The organism is Saccharothrix stipae (assembly GCF_054781895.1).
Map to the genome: position 1 here is coordinate 24,823 of NZ_BAAGTN010000017.1, position 16,886 is coordinate 41,708.

Below are 16,886 nucleotides of genomic sequence, written 5' to 3' on the forward strand. Positions count from 1 at the left end.
TGAACGCAGAACTCGGGTCCTGGAGGTTCGACTCGCGGGGCCCGGAGGTTCGACTCGCGGGGGTCAGAGGATCTGGATCGTGCTCACCGGGAGGCCGGGGGTGGTGGAGAGGTCCAGGGCGGAGGGCTTGGCGCCCGCGGCCACCAGGTGGGCGCCGAGGGCGGCGATCATGGCGCCGTTGTCGGTGCACAGGCGGGGGCGCGGCACGCGCAGTTCCAGGCCCGCCTCGGCGCAGCGCTCGGCCGCCAAGCTCGACAGGCGCGAGTTCGCGGCCACGCCGCCGGAGATGACCAGGGTGTCCACGCCGAGGTCCTTGCAGGCCCGGATCGCCTTGGCGGTCAGCACGTCGGCCACCGCCTCCTGGAACGACGCGGCGACGTCGGCCAGCGGGATCTCCTCGCCCGCCCGCTCTTGCTTCTCCACCCACCGCGCCACCGAGGTCTTCAGCCCCGAGAACGAGAAGTCGTACTTCGCGTCACGCGGCCCGGTCAGCCCGCGCGGGAACGCGATCGCGCAGCCGTTGCCCTGCTTGGCGAGCTTGTCGATCGGCGGACCGCCCGGGTACGGCAGGTCGAGCAGCCGGGCCACCTTGTCGTAGGCCTCGCCCGCCGCGTCGTCCACGGTGGACCCGATCTCGGTGATCTTCTCCGCCAGGCCCTCGATCAGCAGCAGCTGCGAGTGGCCGCCCGACACCAGCAGCGCCACGCACCGCTTCGGCAGCGGCCCGTGCTGGAGGGTGTCCGCAGCGACGTGCCCGGCGAGGTGGTTCACGCCGTAGAGCGGCTTGTCCAACGCGGCCGCGTACGCCTTGGCCGCCGACACACCGACCAGCAGCGCTCCGGCGAGCCCGGGCCCGGCGGTGACCGCGATCGAGTGCACGTCCCGCAGCTCGATCCCGGCCCGCTCCACGGCGCGGCGCATGGTCGGCACCATCGCCTCCAGGTGCGCGCGGGACGCGACCTCGGGCACGACGCCGCCGAAGCGGGCGTGCTCCTCGACGCTGGACGCGACCTCGTCGGCGAGCAGCTCCACCGACCCGTCCGGGCCGAGCCGGACGATGCCGACGCCGGTCTCGTCGCACGAGCTCTCGATACCGAGGATGAGCCGGTCAGTCACGGTTCGCGGGCCTTCCCATGGTGTACGCGTCGGCGCCCGACGGCTGGTAGTAGCGGCGGCGCACGTTCAGGTGCTCGAAGCCGTGCGCCAGGTAGAGGCCGATCGCCGGCGCGTTGTCCGTGCGGACCTCCAGGAACACCGGCAGGCGCAGCTCGTCGGCCTTGGCGAGCAGGGTGCGCAGCAGGGTCTTGCCGACGCCGCTGCCCTGGTGGTCGGCCACGACGGCGATGGTGTGCACGTTCGCCTCGAAGTCGGTCAGGCCCAGGCCCGCGTAGCCGATCAGGGCGCCGTCGAAGTAGGCGCCGACGTAGAAGTTGCCGTTGTCGAGCTCGCTGCGGAAGGCGTTCTCGCTCCACGGGTCGTCACCGGGGAACAACGCCTGCTCGATCTGCGCGCAGCGGGCCGCGTCCTCGTGGCGCAGCGGCGCGACCGTGACGGTGCGGGGGCTCACGCCTTGGTCACCCGCTTGCGGCCGACCGGCTCCACGGCGTCGGGACGGCGCAGGTAGAGGGGGGTGAGCGCGGCGGGACGCGCGCCGGCCAGCAGCTCGTCGGCCGCCGCGGCGACCAGGGACACCGGTGACGGGTAACGCGCCTCGACCACCGGGAGCCCGATCACGTCGGCGTACATCTCGGCGCCCTCACCGGCGGCCTCGACCACCGCGGGCAGCAGCGCGGGCAGCTTCGCGACCAGGTCGGCGGGCCGGTCCACGTGCGGGCCGTCGGTGCGCCGGCCGGCGGCGTCGTAGGCCGCCCAGTACACCTCCTTGCGCCGCGCGTCGGTGGCCACGAGCAGCGGTTTGCCGGTGGCGGTGTCGAGCGCGACGGCGTCCAGCGCGATGGCGTCCGGCGTCGGCACGGGGTAGACGGGCCGGTTGAGGGCCTGGCCGAGGGCGGCGGCGGTGACCAGGCCGACGCGCAGGCCGGTGAACGGCCCCGGCCCCGAGCCGCACACGATCGCGTCGAGGTCGGAGAGCCGGTGGCCGGCCTCCGCCAACGCCGCTTGGAGGTGTGGTGTGAGCAGCTCGCCGTGCGCCTTCGAGTTCACCGTCACCCGCTGGGCGAGCAGGCGCGGCGGCGAATCGGGCGTCAGTTCCACGACACCGGCCGTGACGGCGGGGGTCGCGGTGTCCAAGGCGAGCACCAGCACAACTGCCAAGGGTATCGGGTGGCGTGAACCACACTTGTGTTGACGTCGACGTCAAGTCGGAGGATCGGTCACGTGCGCATCGGAGAACTGGCGCGGCGGGGTGGCACCACCACCCGGGCGCTGCGCTACTACGAGTCCCTCGGCCTGCTGCCCGCGCGCCGCGGGGTGAACGGGCAGCGGGAGTACGACGAGGACGACCTGAGGCTGGTGCACGAGATCCGCTCGCTCACCGGCATCGGGTTCGCCCTGGAGGACACCCGGCCGTTCGTCCAGTGCCTGCGGGACGGGCACTCCACCGGCGACGCCTGCGCGGCGTCGGTCGAGGTGTACCGGCGGAAGTTGGCCGAGCTGGACGACTGCATCACCCGGCTGGGTGCCGTTCGCGATCGGGTGGGTGCGCAGCTGAGGGAAGCCGAGCAGCGGGAAGCCGGGCAGAGGGAAGCCGAGCAGAGGAGCGAGACGTGCGGACGTTGACCGACGACGAGTTCACCGGGGCCGTGGCCGCCGGGAACGTGCTGGTGGAGTTCCGCGCCGACTGGTGCGGGCCGTGCCGGATGCTGGAACCGGTGCTGGACGAGATCGACCGGGAGCGCGACGACCTGAGCGTGGTGAAGGTGGACCTGGACGCGAGCCCGCGCACCGCGCGCGACCAGCGGATCATGTCCGCGCCCACGCTCCAGCTCTACCGGGACGGCCGGTTGGTGGCGCAGAGCGTCGGCGCTCGGCCGAAGGTCCACCTGATGGCGTGGCTCGAACCACACTTGTGATGCGTGCGGCGGCGGGGGCGGTCACTGTAAGGGGATGCTGCTGCCAGCGCTGACCTCAGCGTCGTCGTCGTTGTCGTCGTTGAAAACCGCGTTGCGGTTCCCGGAGAGGGAGCTGACGTACGAGCAGTTGGCGCGGGAGGCGCGTGCGGTCGCGCACGGGTTGGTCGGCAGGCGGCGGGTCGCGGTGTGGGCCCGATCGACGGCCGAGACGTGCGTGGTGGTCGTCGGTGCGTTGCTGGCGGGTGTGCCGGTGGTGCCGTTGAACCCCAAGATCGGGGAGCGCGAGCTCGCCCACATCCTCGCCGACAGCGCACCCGACCTCGTGATCGACGACGAGCTGCCGTCGGGGCCGGCGGTCGACCTGCCGGAGCCGGGAGGCGAGGCGCCCGCGTTGATCGTGTACACGAGCGGCACGACGGGGCCACCCAAAGGGGTGGTGCTGCCGAGGCGGGCGTTGGCCACGAACCTGGACGCGTTGGCGAAGGCGTGGGCGTGGACCGAGGACGACGTGGTGGTGCACGGCCTGCCCTTGTTCCACGTGCACGGCCTCGGTGTCGGTGTGCTCGGGCCGTTGCGGCGCGGTGGGACCGTGCACCACCTCGGGTCGTTCAGCGTGGCGAAGGCCGCCGAGGCGTTGCGCGGCGGCGGCACGATGATGTTCGGCGTGCCCACGATGTACCACCGGATCGCGGCGGAGCCCGAGCACGCCGAGGCGTTCGGGAAGGCGCGGCTGCTGGTGTCGGGATCGGCCGCGCTGCCCGCGTCCGTGCACGAGCGGATCGAGCGGCTGACCGGGCAGCGGGTGGTCGAGCGGTACGGGATGACCGAGACGTTGATGAACACCAGCGTTCGCGTGGACGGTGATCGGAGGCCCGGGACGGTGGGGGTGCCGTTGGACGGGGTCGAGCTGCGGGTGGTTGGGGAAGGGCTTGGGGAGGGGGGTGGGGATGGGGTCGGGGAGATTGAGGTGCGCGGGCCGAACCTGTTCTTGGGGTACCTGAACCGGCCGGACGCGACGCGGGAGGCGTTGCGGGATGGCTGGTTCCGCACCGGCGACCTGGCCGTGGTCGAGCCGGACGGGTACGTGCGGATCGTCGGCCGCCGGGCCACGGACCTGATCAAGAGCGGTGGTTACAAGATCGGCGCCGGTGAGATCGAGAACGCCCTGCTGGAGCACCCGTCGGTGGCCGAGGCGGCGGTGACCGGCGAGCCGGACGAAGACCTGGGCGAGCGGGTGGTGGCGTGGGTCGTGGCGGACGGCGAGCCGCCTGCGCCCGAGGTGTTGAGCGATCACGTGGCGCGGCTGTTGTCGCCGCACAAGCGGCCGAGGGTGGTTCGGTACGTGGACGCGTTGCCGCGCAACGACATGGGCAAGGTGCTGAAGCGGGAGCTGCGGTGAACCCCCTCGGCTGGCCGGGGTACGAGGCGCAGCTCGACCGGGCGCGGGAGCGGTCCGGCGGCGTCGAGTCGGTGTCGTGGCGACGGCTGCCGCACGCGGTGGAGGTCACGTTCGACTTCCGGTTCCTGGGTGGTTCGGTGGGCACGGCGACCGGCGCGTTGATCGAGGGGGCGTTCACCGAGGCGCGGTCGGCGTGGCTGCCGGTGGTGTCGAAGATCGCGACCGGCGGCAGCCGGATGCAGGAGGGGATGCTGTCGTTGCGGCAGCTCCAGCGGGTGGCGCGGCTGTGCGCGGCACATCGTGAGGTCGGTCTGCCGCACGTGTCCGTGCTCGGGGATCCGACCACCGGTGGCCTGTGGGCGTCGCTGGGCGCCGGTGCGGACGTCGTGGTCGGGGTGTCCGGCGCGCAGGTCGGGTTCGCGGGCAGCCGGGTGCGGCCGGCCGGTGACCGCGACGACCCCGCGTACACGGCGGAGGGCCAGTTCGCGGCCGGCACGGTCGACGTGGTGGTGCGGCCGGACGAGGTGGACGCGACGGTCAGGCGGGTCCTCGACGTGCTGACGAGTGGTGACGCCGTGCCGGCCGAGGTGCCGCGTGCGCTGGGTGCTGAGGACTTGCCCGAGGACGGGTGGAGCGCGGTGCTGCGAGCGCGCGCTCCGGAGCGTCCTCGGGCGGGCGAGTACTTGGACGACTACTTCGACTCGCGGGTGCCGATCAGTGGCGACCGGGCGGGTGGGGTGGATGCGGGGATGCTGTGCGGCATCGGGCGGCGGGGTGGGCGGGCGATCGCGTTCGCGGCGCAGACCGGCACGGCCAACACCCCGGCCGGCTTCCGCACCGCGGCCCGCCTGATCCGGCTGGCGTCGCGGTTGGCACTGCCGGTGCTGACGTTGGTCGACACGCCGGGCGCGGCGAACGACGCGGCGGCCGAGCGGGCCGGTGTGGGGGCGGCGATCGCGGAACTGTTCGCCGCGGTCGCGGAGGCACGTGTGCCGATCACGACGTTGGTCATCGGGGAGGGTGGGTCGGGTGGGGCGTTGGCGCTGTCGTCGCCGGAGCACACGTGGATCACGCCGGACGCCTACTTCTCGGTGATCGCACCGGAGTTGGCGGCGGCGATCCTGAAGCGCGAGGACGTGCGTCGGCTCGCCGACGACTTGAGGCTGCGGCCGCAGGATTTGGTGGAGCTTGGTGTGGTGCGTGGGATTTCGGAGCGGTAGGTGGGGGCTGGGCAGAGGGCTGGGCAGGGGGTTGGTCGGGCCAGGGGGAGGTTAAAAGATCAAGAGCGTCCTCGCCGGACGGGCAGATCAGCAGGATGACGGGGTTTGGCGGTCCAGTGCGGCTGCGTCGTGGGTCGGGTTTCGTGTCATCCCGCCGACCTCCACAAGGGCAACCACACGTGTCAAGGGGGCGGCAAGGGACCCACACCGGGCAAGACCGGACAGCGCCCCCTTGACACGCGCGGTAGGGCTGCGCCAGGTCGGCGGGATGACACGAACCCCTTCTTTTTGGGGAAGGGCGTGGCAGTGGAGGGGTGGGGAGTGCTGTTGGGTTTTTGTGGGGGTCAGGCGGGTAGGGCGCGGTCGACCCAGGTGCCGTGGGGGTGGAGGTGGGCGATTCGCACGTCGTCGTCCCGGCGTTCCAGCCTGATCAGCAGGTGGTCCTCGGACAGCCGTTCGGCCGCGCCCTCGCCCCACTCGACGGCCACGACGGCGTCCACGAGGTCGGTGTCGAGGTCGAGGTCGTCCAGCTCGTCCAGGTTGCCGCCGAGCCGGTAGGCGTCGACGTGCACGAGGGGCACGCCGCGGCCGTTCGGGGCGGGGTCGTGGACGCGGGCGATCACGAACGTCGGCGAGCTCACCCGGCCCGCCACGCCGAGGCCGTCGGCCAGGCCGCGCACCAGCGCCGTCTTGCCCGCGCCCAACGGGCCGGACAGCAGCAGCAGGTCACCGCCCCGCACCAGGCCACCCAACTTGCGCCCGAACTCCTCGGTGTCGTGCACCTCGGGGAGCGTCACGCTCACGCTCGTCGCCACCACCGCCGCCTGCTTTCCGACGGTTCGGCGGCACTGCGCCGAACCACACCGACCAGGTGTCCGGTGACCAGGTCTGGTTGTTCCAACATGAGCATGTGGCCCGCGCCGGACACGCGGACCAGTTCGCCGTGCGGCATCTCCTCGGCCATCCGCTCGGCGTGCGAGAACGGCGTCAGCTTGTCCGCGTCGCCGCTGATGACGAGCACCTCGCAGTGCCGCAGGCCGGCCAGCGCCTTGTAGCGGTTGTGGGTGCCGAGGGTTTCCAGGAACTCGGTGAGCACCTGCACCGTCGTGCGGTTGATCATCTGTTCCATCAGGTCGACCAACGACGGGCTGACCTTGCCGGTTCCGAAGGCCAGCGCGCGGATCCCGCTCCACGTCAGCGTGGACGCGCGGCGCCTGACCCACTCGACCAGGCCCGGTTGCAGGCCGGCGAGCCTGCCGACGCCGAGCGTCACCGGGTTGTGGCGGGACAGCACGGACTTAGGCAGGCCCGCGCCGCCGACCGCGCCCGCCGCCGTGCCGACGAGTGCGACGCCGCGCACGCGGTCGGCGAACAGGTCGGGCCGCTGCTCGGCCAGCGCCATGATCGTCATGCCGCCCATGGAGTGGCCGACCAGCACCAACGGGCCTTCGGGCGCCATCGTGCGGATGACCGCGTCGAGGTCCTTGGCGCACTGCTCGATCGTGCTGCCCTCGGCCGTGGAGCGGCCGGAGCGGCCGTGGCTGCGCTGGTCGTAGAGGACCTGGCGGACGCGCGGCTCGGTCAGCGCGGCCAGGTCCCGGCGCTGGAAGTGCCAGCAGCGGCGGTCCAGGGCGAAACCGTGCACGAGGACGACGGTGACCTCGGGTCGGCCGCCGTCGACCGGGTCGACTTCCTCGGCCGACAGGGGCACGCCGTCGTCCGCCGCGACGGTGGACTCGCGGGTGGGGGTGAGGCGGCCCAGCGGCTCGTCGGCGAGCGGGTCGTCGGCTTGGCGGTCGTTCGAGACCTTCTTCTGGTTGGCGGCGACGCCCACCGCGACGCCGGTCGCGGCCGCGCCGAGGATGCCGCCCGCCCAGCCGACGGCCTTCCACACGGTGTTCATCGGCGTGTCCCGACATACGTCCGGGTGACGCGCGGTCGGTACATGCCGGTGACGATCTCGTAGTCGATGGTGCCGGTGGTGTCGGCCCACTCGCGGGCCGTCGGCTCGCCGTCGCGGCCGGGTCCGAACAGCACGACCTCGTCCCCCTCCGCCACCGCGTCGTCACCGCAGTCGACCACGACCTGGTCCATGCAGACGCGGCCGACCACCGGGCGGCGGCGTCCGGCGAGCCAGACGTCCATCCGGTTCGACAAACTGCGCGGCACGCCGTCGGCGTAACCGACGGGCACCAGGGCCAGGTTCGTGTCGCTCGCGGCGGTCCAGCTCAGCCCGTAGGACACCGATTCCCCGGCCGGGATGCGCTTGGCCAGGGCGACCGCGGACCGGAACGTCATCACGGGCCGCAGGTCGGTCGGGACCGGGACGGGGTTGAGGCCGTAGATCGCGATGCCCGGGCGGACGAGGTCGAGGTGCAGGTCCGGGCGGGTGATGAGGGCGGCGGAGTTGGCGATGTGCCGGTGCGGGTCGAGGCCCGCGGCCAGGGCTTCGCGGTAGGCGTCGTCGAAGCGCTCGGCCTGGGCGTCGGTGGCGCGGTGGCCGATCTCGTCGGCGACGGCCAGGTGTGACCAGATCGAGTGAACTTCGACGTTGTGGGTCTTGGCGGCCCGCTCGACCAGCTCGGGCCACTCGGCGGCCGGGCAGCCGTTGCGGGACAGGCCGGTGTCGATCTTGAGGTGCACGCGCGCCGTCTTGCCGGCCTTGTCCGCCGCCGCCGAGATCTCCTCCAGCTGGGTGAGCGAGGACGCGGCCAGGTCGACGTCCTGCTCGACGCCGGGGGCGTAGTCGGTGCCGGGCGGGTCGAGCCAGGCCAGGATCGGCGCGGTGAGCCCGGCCGCGCGCAGGGCGAGGGCCTCGGCGAGCGAGCAGGAGCCGAGCCAGGTGGCGCCTGCCTCCACGGCGGCTCTGGCCACTTCCACGGCGCCGTGCCCGTAGCCGTCGGCCTTGACGACGGCCATCGTGTCGGCGTTCGGCGCGAGGGCGTCGAGGTGGGCGACGTTGTGCCGGAGGTTGTCGAGGTCGATCACGACCTCAGCGCGAGGAGCAGCCATAACGCCGCTCATGGTGACACAGCCCCGACCGCCGCGAACGCGCGAGTCGAACCTCCAGAACCCGAGAGTCCTACGTTCGCGTCGCGAGAGTCCTACGTTCAGGACCCCTGAGTTCAACGCTCGGACGGCCGGTGAGCGTTGAATTCGGGGTGCGTGGACGTAGGACTCTCGCGGGCTGGAGGTAGGACTCTCGCGGGGGTCAGAGGGGGCGGACGGCGCGGATGGCGTCGGGGATCGAGCGCAGGAGCGCGGTGGCGGGGATGGGGGCGCCGTCGGCGGCCAGGTCGGCGGCGATGACGTGGACCTTCGCCGCGCAGCCCGCGGCCAGGACCGGGTCCAGGCCGGCGGCCAGGAGGGAGCCCAGGACGCCGGAGAGGACGTCGCCGGAGCCGGCGGTCGCGGCCCACGACGAGCGGGCGCGGTTGACCAGGACGCGGCCGTCGGGGCCGGCGACGACGGTGGCGTGGCCCTTCAGCAGCACCACGGCGTTGAACCGCTCGGCGGCCTTGCGGGCGGCCGTCACCCGATCAGGGCCCACTGGTCCGGCGAGCCGCTCGAACTCGCGGTCGTGCGGTGTCAGGACGAGCGGCGCGTCGGGGTCGCGGGCGTCCCACAGGTCCGGGTTGTTGGCCAGCATGGTGATCGCGTCGGCGTCCGCGCACACCGGGACACCGGCCTCCAGGACGCTCCGGAGGACCGCCTCCGCGCCCAGACCGGTGCCCAGGCCGGGACCGACGACCCACGCCTGCACGCGGCCGGCGTCGGTGATCGACCCGGTGCAGATCGCCTCCGGCCACCGCGCCCGGACGCCCTCGGCCGCCGCACCGGCATACCTGACCAGGCCGGACGTCGACAGCAACGCCGCGCCGGTCGCCAGCACCGCGGCACCGGGGTAGGTCGCCGAACCGGCCGCGACACCGGTCACGCCCTGGGTGTACTTGTCGTCCTCCGGCCCCGGCACCGGCCACGCGTCGCCGACGTCGGCGACGTCCAGTTCGAGCAGGTCGGGCCCGTGCAGCTCGCCGCCCACCCCGATGTCGACCAGCCGCACGTCGCCGCAGTCCGCCAAGGCGTGCACGGGCTTGAGGCAGCCGAACGTCACGGTGGTGTGCGCGCGCACGGCGGGACCGGAGACCGCGCCGGTGTCCGGGTCGATGCCGCTGGGCAGGTCGACCGACAGCACGGGCGCGTCGAGGTGCGCCACGTGCTCGGCGGCGTCCGGGCGCAACGGGCCGCGGGCGGACAGCCCCACGATCCCGTCGATCACCAGGTCGACGTCGGCCAGGCGGTCGACCACCCGACCGCCGACCCGGCGGAACGCGGCCAAGCCCTCGGCGTGCACACGATCAGGTGTCAGCAGGACGGCGGACACGGTGACGCCGCGCTTGCGGAGGTAGTAGCCCGCCCACAGCGCGTCACCACCGTTGTCACCCGTGCCGACGAGCAGGCCGACCCGCCGCCCGCCCGCCAGCAGCTCCGCCGCGACGACCGCCACGCCGAACGCCGCCCGGCGCATGAGCGTGCCGGGCGGCACGACCGCCATGACGCGTTCCTCCGCCGCCCTGACCCGATCCGTCGTCCACAGACCCCGCATGGGGTCAAGCCTGCCCTACTCGACGGTGACGGACTTCGCGAGGTTGCGGGGCTTGTCCACGTCGTAACCGCGGCTGCGCGCGATCTCCGCGGCCAGCACCTGCAACGGCACCGTGGAGATCAACGGCTGGAGCAGCGTCGACACCGCCGGGATCTCGATCAGGTGATCCGCGAACGGGCGAACGGTCTCGTCACCCTCTTCAGCGATCACGATCGTGCGGGCACCCCTGGCCTGGATCTCCGAGATGTTCGACACCAGCTTCGAGTGCAGCACCGCCCGACCCTTGGGCGACGGCATGATCACGACCACCGGCAGGCCCTCCTCGATCAACGCGATCGGGCCGTGCTTCAACTCGCCCGCCGCGAAGCCCTCCGCGTGCATGTAGGCCAGTTCCTTGAGCTTCAACGCGCCTTCGAGCGCCACCGGGTAGCCGACGTGCCGACCGAGGAACAGCACCGCCTTGGAGTCGGCCAGCTCACGGCCGAGCGCGCGGACCTGCTCGACGGTGCCCAGCACCTTCTGCACCGCGTCCGGCATGGCCTCCAGCTGGTGGAACTCCTGCGCCACCTCGTCGGGGTACTTCGTCCCGCGCGCCTGCGCCAGGGCCAGGCCGACCAGGTAGTTCGCCGCGATCTGGGCGAGGAACGCCTTGGTCGACGCGACACCGATCTCCGGGCCCGCGTGCGTGTAGAGCACGGCGTCGGACTCGCGCGGGATCTGCGCGCCGTTGGTGTTGCACACCGCCAGCACGCGGGCCTTCTGCGACCGCGCGTGCCGGACGGCCTCCAACGTGTCGGCCGTTTCACCCGACTGGGAGACGGCGACGACGAGCGTGTCGCGGTCCAGCACCGGGTCGCGGTAGCGGAACTCGCTGGCCAGCTCGACCTCGACGGGCAGCCGCGTCCAGTGCTCGATGGCGTACTTGGCGACCAGGCCGGAGTGGTAGGCCGAGCCGCAGGCCACCACGAAGACCTTGTCCACGTCGCGCAGGTCCTGGTCGGACAGGCGCTGCTCGTCCAGCACGATCCGGCCGTCGCGGAAGTGCCCGCGCAGCGTGTTGGCCAGCGCTTCCGGCTGCTCCTCGATCTCCTTGAGCATGAAGTACTCGTGGCCGCCCTTCTCGGCGGCCGACAGGTCCCAGTTGACCGTGAACGGCTTGGCCGCGGCGTCCGCGCCGTCGAAGTCGGTGACCCGGTAGCCGTCGCGGTCGATCACCACGAGCTGGTCCTGGCCGAGTTCGACGGCCTCGCGGGTGTGCTCGATGAACGCCGACACGTCGCTGGCGACGAACGTCTCGCCCTCGCCGACGCCCACCACGAGCGGCGACGAACGGCGTGCGGCGACGACCACGTCCGGGTGATCGGCATGGGTGACGACGAGGGTGAACGCGCCTTCGAGGCGGCGGACCACCGTGCGGACGCTGGCCACCAGGTCGCCCTTGGTGTCGCCGTCGTCGTACGCGCGGGCGATGAGGTGCGCGGTCGTCTCGGTGTCGGTGTCGCTGGCCATCTCGACGCCGTCGGCCTCGAGCTCGGCGCGCAGGGCGGCGAAGTTCTCGATGATGCCGTTGTGGACGACGGCGACGCGGCCGGTGACGTCGCAGTGCGGGTGGGAGTTGCGGTCGATGGGGGCGCCGTGGGTGGCCCAGCGGGTGTGGCCCATGCCGGCGGTGCCGGTGAAGGCGTCGCGGCCGACCTCGTCCAGGCGGGCCTCCAGGTTCGCCAGGCGACCGGCCTTGCGCTCGACGGCCAGGCCGCCGGCACCGTCGAGGACGGCGACGCCCGCCGAGTCGTAACCCCGGTATTCGAGCCGTCGCAGTCCGTCGAGCACGACGTCCAGCGCCGACCTGTGTCCCACATATCCCACGATTCCGCACACGCCGCCTAGCGTAACTAGACCAGGGCCGTCACCCGAACGGGCCACTTCGCCACGTTTGCGCAGGTCAGGAGCGTAATTGGTGTAGACCAATCGAAGCGTGCGCGGTGCGACCACGATCGACTACCGTTCGCGTGGTGAGCGGCTACTCGGCGAAGCAGGTGCTCGACCAGCTCAGCAGGCCCGGCGAGCACCCCGTGCTGCGCGGCGACCTGGCGCTGGTCGGCCTACCGGGCCTGGTCTACACGCCCGCGGCCGGGCTGGGGCTGCCCGCGGTGGCCTTCGGTCACGGCTGGTTGCAGCCGGTCGAGCGATACCGGGCGTTGCTGCGGCACCTGGCGTCGTGGGGTTTCGTGGCCGCCGCACCCGGGACGCAGCGCGGGCCGCTGATGTCGTCGCGGCTGCTGGCCGGGAACCTGCGGACGACCCTCGACGTGTGCACGGGCGTGCGGCTGGGCGACGGCGGGATCAGCGTCGACGCGTCCCGGCTCGCGGTGGCGGGTCACTCGATGGGTGGAGGCGCGGCGGTGCTGGCGGCCGCGGACGACCCGCGCGTGCGGGCCGTCGTGACGTTGGCCGCGTCGGAGACCCGGCCGTCGGCGCTGGACGCCGCCCGGCGGGTGGCCGTGCCCGGGCTGCACCTGGCCGGCGGGGAGGACCGCATCGCGCCGCCGGTCGGTCACGCGGAGGCGATCGCGGAGGCCTGGCAGGGACCGGTGCAGCTGCGGACGTTGCCGAAGACCAGCCACCTGGGCTTCGCGGAGGGGCGGCACTGGAGCGAGCTGCTGCTCGACGGCAAGGGTGAGCGGGCGGCGCAGAAGTTCGCGCGGGCGCTGATGACGGCGTTCCTGCTGCGGACGCTCAAGGGCGAGAAGAAGTGGGACGCGCTGCTGGACGGCGACGTGAAGGGTGCGGTGCTGACCTTCCAGCGCGGCCCGCTGGTCCGCGCGCCCGCCGGCTGAGCGGCACTCCCCCGGCCCCTCGACGTGCGCCCGACGACCTTCGTGATCGACGGGTGGGTCGAGGGGCCGGAGGACCGGTCAGGTCAGCCAGCTCTGGCCGCCGAAGTCGTCGTCATCGTCCACCGGCGCGCGTCGGCGTGGTGCCGGGCGGGCCGGTGGTGGCGGTGGCGGCGGGACGGGCGCGGCCGCCGGGGGTTGGACCGGGGGCGGCGGGGCCGGCGTCGTCCACGACGTGCTCACCGGGGGCGGGGTCTCGTAGGTCGGCTCGTCGTCCTCGGCACCGAACTTGAACTCGCCGCTCTTCTTCTCCGTCGCCGCCTTGGTGTTCCACCCACCTGCGGCCTTCTGGGCCTTCTCGTTCTCCTCGATCCGCTCGACGATCTTCTGCGCGACCTGGCCCTGCTTGGAGAAGCTGTCGCGCGCCTGCTCCTGCGCCTCACGCGTGCGACGCTCCCGCAGCTCACGCCGATCGACGTGCTCCCGCGAGATCTGGTCCATGCGGCTCATCGCCGCGGCCAACCGCTCCGACGCGACGCTCATCGGCTCTCCTCACCCAGCACACCCTGGACGCGGCTGAGGCTGACGTCGTCGTCGAACAGCGACCCGGTCGTGCGCCACTGCCCGGGGCTGCTGCGCTCGTTGTCGCCGCCACCGCCCTGCTGACCACCGCCGGCCATGCCGCCGCCCATCATCCCGCCGCCCATCATGCCGCCACCGACGGCGGAACCGCCGGGCTGGCCCGGGGTCTGCGACTCCCCCATCGACGGGAGGGTCGCGGAACCGGCCTGGCCCGCCTGCGCGGCGTAGGTGTCCGACGCCAGGCCCTGGTCGGCGGAGCTGGACGGGGGGCTGCTCCACGTGCTGTCCGAACCGGACGAGGAAGAGCCGCCACCCAGCACCGAGTCCGCGCCGTTGAAGCCGGAACCGCCACCGAGCACCGACGCGCCGGACGCCGACGTGAGGCCCTCGGTGTTGTACTGGCCGAAACCACCGCCGGAGCTGCCGGAGCCGCCGGCGAAACCACCGCCGAAACCGCCCTCGGACGGGGCCGGCGACTGGAAGCCGGTGGCCTGGAACGACGGGGACGACGCGGCCGCCGGTGCCTGGAACCCGGCCGGCTCGGTGAAGCCGCCGGAGACGGGACCGCTCGCGGCAGGGGCGACGCCGCCGGTGAAGCCCGAGTTGTCCGGTGCGGGCATCGGGGCGGCCTGCGGCTCGCTGAAGCCGCCACCCGCGACACCACCGCCGGCCGCGCCACCGTCGAAACCACCGCCGGCCGCGCCACCGCCACCGTCGAAGCCACCGCCACCGCCGGCGAAGCCCGCGTCGGCGGCAGGCACCGCGGCGAACTCGGGCTCGGTGAAGCCGCCCGCGACCGCCGCGCCCGCCGGCGGTTCCGGTTGACCGACCAGCGATTCCGCGTCGGCGGGCAGGGCGGTGACCTCACCGGGGGCGAACGGCTCGCCCTCGGCGGGCAGCGGCACGGCGTTGTCCATGCCCGGGATGCTCGGCGTCTCGCCCGCGCCGGAGTCGGCGGTGTCCTCGCCGAACTCCACGCCGTACTCCTCCGGCGTGCCGTCGCCGTTGTCCACGGTCAGGTTGATCTCACCGGTCAACGGGTCGACCTCGGCGGTGATGGACAGGCCGTCCGCCTCGATCAACGCCTTGCCGTCGGCGCCCGCCTCGATCGGGATCGCGCCGTTCGCGGCGCCCTCGCCCTGGTTGCCCACGCCGAACGCGGCGCCGGTCGAGCCGGGGGTCGCACCGCCGGCGGCACCGGGCACGGCCGCGCCGGTGGTCGACGTCGCACCGGCCAACGCGCCCGCCAGCGCCGCCCCGCCGTTCTGGCCCATCAGGGCCTTCAGCGCGTCGGGGTTGTTGCTGAAGTCGACGTCGTAGGTCTTCGGCTCGCTCTGCGGCGTGTCGACGGTGATCTGCACGTGGCCGTTCTCGTCCGGCTCGGTGATCTTGATCTCGTTGTCGCCGCTCTTGATGGTGACGGTCTCGGGCGGCTCTTCCTCGCCCTTGAGCCCGTCGGGCTTGCCGTCGCCGTTCTGGTCGTCCGGCTTGCCGTCACCGTCGAGGTCGTCGATCTTGCCGTCGCCGTCGGTGTCGCCGGGCACCTTGAGCTCGTCCGGCTTGCCGTCGCCGTCCTTGTCCAGCGGGTTCTCGGGCTTGGGCATCTCCGGCATCGGCGGCGTGCCGCCACCACCACCGGAACCGCTGCCGCCACCGCCGGTGCCGCCACCCGTGCCGCCGCCGGTACCACCACCCGTGCCGCCACCGGTGTTGCCACCCTTGTCGCCGCCCTTGTCCCCGCCTTTGTCGCCACCCTCTTCGCTCGCGGGCGCCGGGAACGGGTTCTCGAACTCCGCCATGTAGTTGGCGAGCGTCTCCCACTGGGCGTCAACGGAGGACTTGGTCTCCGTGCAGCACGTCTTGAACTGCTCGTAGAGCTGCCAGAACTCGCGGTTGAACGAATCGCGGATCCACTTCTTGCACTGGTTGATCGCGTAGTCGCGGTTCTCGTCGTTCAGGCTGCAGTCGTCGGAGTGGATCCGGTCGGCGATGTTGCTGCCGGTTTTCGAGTCGACCCAGCCGGCGATCTCCAGCACGCGGTCCTTGGAGTAGTCGCCCTCGCCGCGAGCGAACGACACGACCTTCTCGGCCATGTACGTGTCCGCCTGGCCGATCTGCTCCCGGTACATGCCGAGGACCTCGTCGGCCTTGCTCTTGCACAGCTGGTAGACGCCCTTGACCGCGGTGCGGGTCAGCTTGGCCGCGCCGTCGAACGCGTCGGCGAGCTCGGTCACCTTCGGCACGATCTGGCCGGTGTAGTGCTCGTGGGACTTGGTGGCCGCCTGGCCTTCCCACTCCCCGTACAGGCCCTTGAGCTGCCCGTCCACGTCCGACTTCATGTCGTCGATCTTGGACTTGGCGGTGCTGAACTCGTCGGCTTCCATGAGCAGCTTGTGGAAGTTGATCCCGCGCTGCTCGTCGTACGGCTTCTGGATCTGCTCGGCGTAGTTGATCGCCGTGGTGTTGCCGATGCAGTCGCCCGGCCGGTTGTTCCAGATGCCCTCGAACTTCTCGAACACCTTCAGCCCGGCCTTGCCCGCGTCGAACAGCTCGTCGGACAGCTTCACGCCCGCGCCGGACGAGGTCGGCGGCCGCGTCGCGTCGAGCTGGTCCTGGCCCTCGTTGACGGCCTTGGTCTGCTCCTCCGAGTTGTAGCTGTTGGTCTCGCCCTCGGCCTTGGCCTCGTCGTAGCGGTTCTTCAGGCCGTCGTCGCGGGACGCGCCGTCACCCCAGTTCCACAGGCTGGAGGTGTCGTAGCGGTCCTTGTAGGTGTTCGCCTCGTCGGGGATGTTCCAGGGCGCGGTCTCGGACACGTAGGCGTGCATGAGCTCCGCCTTCTTGTCCTCCGACACGTTCGGGTCGTCGAGAACGGCCTTGACGTCGTTCCAGCTCGGACCGGCCATCAGTACTGGCTCCCCAAGTCACCGGCGTTGGTGGATTCGACGTCGCCGTAGGTCGAAGCGCCGGAAGCGATCTTCCCGGCGAATCCGCCGAGCACGCTCGCCATGTTCACGATGCCTTTGCCGAAGTTGTCGATCCCCGCCTTGTAATTGGTGAAGTGCTGCTGGTGCGCTTCACCGAAATCACGGGCGATCGTCTGGGTCTGACCGACGTCCTTCAACCCGTCAGCCGTCTCCCTCGCCGCATCGGAAATGCCCTTCGAGGCTTTTTGCATTGCCTCGGTACTGGTGCCGTAACCGGCCACGGCGCTCC

The 16,886-nt window shown here is 72.2% G+C and carries 16 protein-coding genes; 5 read left to right on the forward strand and 11 right to left on the reverse strand.

The window, feature by feature from the left end; genetic code table 11:
* Window positions 1-63: 63 nt before the first annotated feature.
* Genes tsaD through tsaB form a run of 3 tightly spaced genes read right to left on the reverse strand, consistent with a single transcriptional unit; the run spans window position 64 to window position 2,265 of the window.
* Window positions 64-1,116, reverse strand: coding sequence for a tRNA (adenosine(37)-N6)-threonylcarbamoyltransferase complex transferase subunit TsaD (gene tsaD, locus ACYVLT_RS27965; RefSeq protein ID WP_461123194.1), 1,053 nt, complete (start codon window positions 1,114-1,116; stop codon window positions 64-66).
* Complete coding sequence (gene rimI / locus ACYVLT_RS27970) at window positions 1,109-1,567, reverse strand: ribosomal protein S18-alanine N-acetyltransferase (RefSeq protein ID WP_461123195.1); 459 nt, start codon at window positions 1,565-1,567, stop codon at window positions 1,109-1,111. Before rimI ends, tsaD begins: the two co-directional genes overlap by 8 nt.
* Complete coding sequence (tsaB, locus tag ACYVLT_RS27975) at window positions 1,564-2,265, reverse strand: tRNA (adenosine(37)-N6)-threonylcarbamoyltransferase complex dimerization subunit type 1 TsaB (protein WP_461123196.1); 702 nt, start codon at window positions 2,263-2,265, stop codon at window positions 1,564-1,566. Before tsaB ends, rimI begins: the two co-directional genes overlap by 4 nt.
* 72 nt (window positions 2,266-2,337) lie before the next feature.
* On the opposite strand from tsaB, the gene ACYVLT_RS27980 reads away from it, so the two are divergent.
* The 4 genes from ACYVLT_RS27980 to ACYVLT_RS27995 are packed head-to-tail and all read left to right on the forward strand — an operon-like array spanning window position 2,338 to window position 5,651.
* Window positions 2,338-2,739 (forward strand): MerR family transcriptional regulator, encoded by a 402-nt coding sequence (locus ACYVLT_RS27980; RefSeq protein WP_461123197.1) that lies wholly within the window; start codon window positions 2,338-2,340, stop codon window positions 2,737-2,739.
* Window positions 2,727-3,032, forward strand: coding sequence for a thioredoxin family protein (locus ACYVLT_RS27985; RefSeq protein WP_461123198.1), 306 nt, complete (start codon window positions 2,727-2,729; stop codon window positions 3,030-3,032). Before ACYVLT_RS27980 ends, ACYVLT_RS27985 begins: the two co-directional genes overlap by 13 nt.
* A 34-nt stretch (window positions 3,033-3,066) precedes the next feature.
* Window positions 3,067-4,431 carry an acyl-CoA synthetase gene (locus ACYVLT_RS27990; RefSeq protein ID WP_461123199.1) on the forward strand — a complete coding sequence of 455 codons (1,365 nt, stop codon included), beginning with the start codon at window positions 3,067-3,069 and terminating at the stop codon, window positions 4,429-4,431.
* A complete protein-coding gene (locus ACYVLT_RS27995) occupies window positions 4,428-5,651 on the forward strand; it encodes a carboxyl transferase domain-containing protein (RefSeq protein ID WP_461123200.1) in 1,224 nt (407 codons plus the stop codon). Before ACYVLT_RS27990 ends, ACYVLT_RS27995 begins: the two co-directional genes overlap by 4 nt.
* 344 nt (window positions 5,652-5,995) lie before the next feature.
* On the opposite strand, the gene tsaE is transcribed toward ACYVLT_RS27995, so the two are convergent.
* The 5 genes from tsaE to glmS all read right to left on the reverse strand — a co-directional run bounded on the left by tsaE (window position 5,996) and on the right by glmS (window position 12,135).
* Window positions 5,996-6,454 carry a tRNA (adenosine(37)-N6)-threonylcarbamoyltransferase complex ATPase subunit type 1 TsaE gene (gene tsaE, locus ACYVLT_RS28000; RefSeq protein WP_461123201.1) on the reverse strand — a complete coding sequence of 153 codons (459 nt, stop codon included), beginning with the start codon at window positions 6,452-6,454 and terminating at the stop codon, window positions 5,996-5,998.
* The gene (locus ACYVLT_RS28005) at window positions 6,451-7,554 is read right to left on the reverse strand and encodes an alpha/beta fold hydrolase (RefSeq protein WP_461123202.1); all 1,104 of its coding nucleotides are present in this window, start codon (window positions 7,552-7,554) and stop codon (window positions 6,451-6,453) included. The genes tsaE and ACYVLT_RS28005 overlap by 4 nt, the downstream gene beginning before the upstream one ends.
* Window positions 7,551-8,663 carry an alanine racemase gene (gene alr / locus ACYVLT_RS28010; protein ID WP_461123203.1) on the reverse strand — a complete coding sequence of 371 codons (1,113 nt, stop codon included), beginning with the start codon at window positions 8,661-8,663 and terminating at the stop codon, window positions 7,551-7,553. Before alr ends, ACYVLT_RS28005 begins: the two co-directional genes overlap by 4 nt.
* Before the next feature lie 199 nt (window positions 8,664-8,862).
* Window positions 8,863-10,257: an NAD(P)H-hydrate dehydratase gene (locus ACYVLT_RS28015; protein ID WP_461123204.1), complete on the reverse strand. Its 1,395-nt coding sequence runs from the start codon at window positions 10,255-10,257 to the stop codon at window positions 8,863-8,865.
* 15 nt (window positions 10,258-10,272) lie between these two features.
* Window positions 10,273-12,135 (reverse strand): glutamine--fructose-6-phosphate transaminase (isomerizing), encoded by a 1,863-nt coding sequence (gene glmS / locus ACYVLT_RS28020; RefSeq protein WP_461123205.1) that lies wholly within the window; start codon window positions 12,133-12,135, stop codon window positions 10,273-10,275.
* Window positions 12,136-12,269: 134 nt separating this feature from the next.
* On the opposite strand from glmS, the gene ACYVLT_RS28025 reads away from it, so the two are divergent.
* Entirely contained in the window at window positions 12,270-13,094 is an 825-nt protein-coding gene (locus ACYVLT_RS28025) for a dienelactone hydrolase family protein (RefSeq protein ID WP_461123206.1), read from the forward strand.
* Window positions 13,095-13,172: 78 nt separating this feature from the next.
* On the opposite strand, the gene ACYVLT_RS28030 is transcribed toward ACYVLT_RS28025, so the two are convergent.
* Genes ACYVLT_RS28030 through ACYVLT_RS28040 form a run of 3 tightly spaced genes read right to left on the reverse strand, consistent with a single transcriptional unit; the run spans window position 13,173 to window position 16,878 of the window.
* Window positions 13,173-13,634 carry a hypothetical protein gene (locus tag ACYVLT_RS28030; RefSeq protein ID WP_461123207.1) on the reverse strand — a complete coding sequence of 154 codons (462 nt, stop codon included), beginning with the start codon at window positions 13,632-13,634 and terminating at the stop codon, window positions 13,173-13,175.
* Entirely contained in the window at window positions 13,631-16,576 is a 2,946-nt protein-coding gene (locus tag ACYVLT_RS28035; protein ID WP_461123208.1) for a WXG100 family type VII secretion target, read from the reverse strand. The genes ACYVLT_RS28030 and ACYVLT_RS28035 overlap by 4 nt, the downstream gene beginning before the upstream one ends.
* Window positions 16,576-16,878, reverse strand: coding sequence for a hypothetical protein (locus ACYVLT_RS28040; protein ID WP_461123209.1), 303 nt, complete (start codon window positions 16,876-16,878; stop codon window positions 16,576-16,578). The genes ACYVLT_RS28035 and ACYVLT_RS28040 overlap by 1 nt, the downstream gene beginning before the upstream one ends.
* Window positions 16,879-16,886: the final 8 nt, after the last annotated feature.

What these genes read in the sequence shown, in the direction of transcription:
- ACYVLT_RS27990 (WP_461123199.1), top strand. Translation starts at nt 3,067, where the DNA reads ATGCTGCTGCCAGCGCTGACCTCAGCGTCGTCGTCGTTGTCGTCGTTG.
- ACYVLT_RS28005 (WP_461123202.1), bottom strand. Translation starts at nt 7,554, where the DNA reads ATGAACACCGTGTGGAAGGCCGTCGGCTGGGCGGGCGGCATCCTCGGC.
- alr (WP_461123203.1), bottom strand. Translation starts at nt 8,663, where the DNA reads ATGGCTGCTCCTCGCGCTGAGGTCGTGATCGACCTCGACAACCTCCGG.
- ACYVLT_RS28015 (WP_461123204.1), bottom strand. Translation starts at nt 10,257, where the DNA reads ATGCGGGGTCTGTGGACGACGGATCGGGTCAGGGCGGCGGAGGAACGC.
- ACYVLT_RS28030 (WP_461123207.1), bottom strand. Translation starts at nt 13,634, where the DNA reads ATGAGCGTCGCGTCGGAGCGGTTGGCCGCGGCGATGAGCCGCATGGAC.
- ACYVLT_RS28035 (WP_461123208.1), bottom strand. Translation starts at nt 16,576, where the DNA reads ATGGCCGGTCCGAGCTGGAACGACGTCAAGGCCGTTCTCGACGACCCG.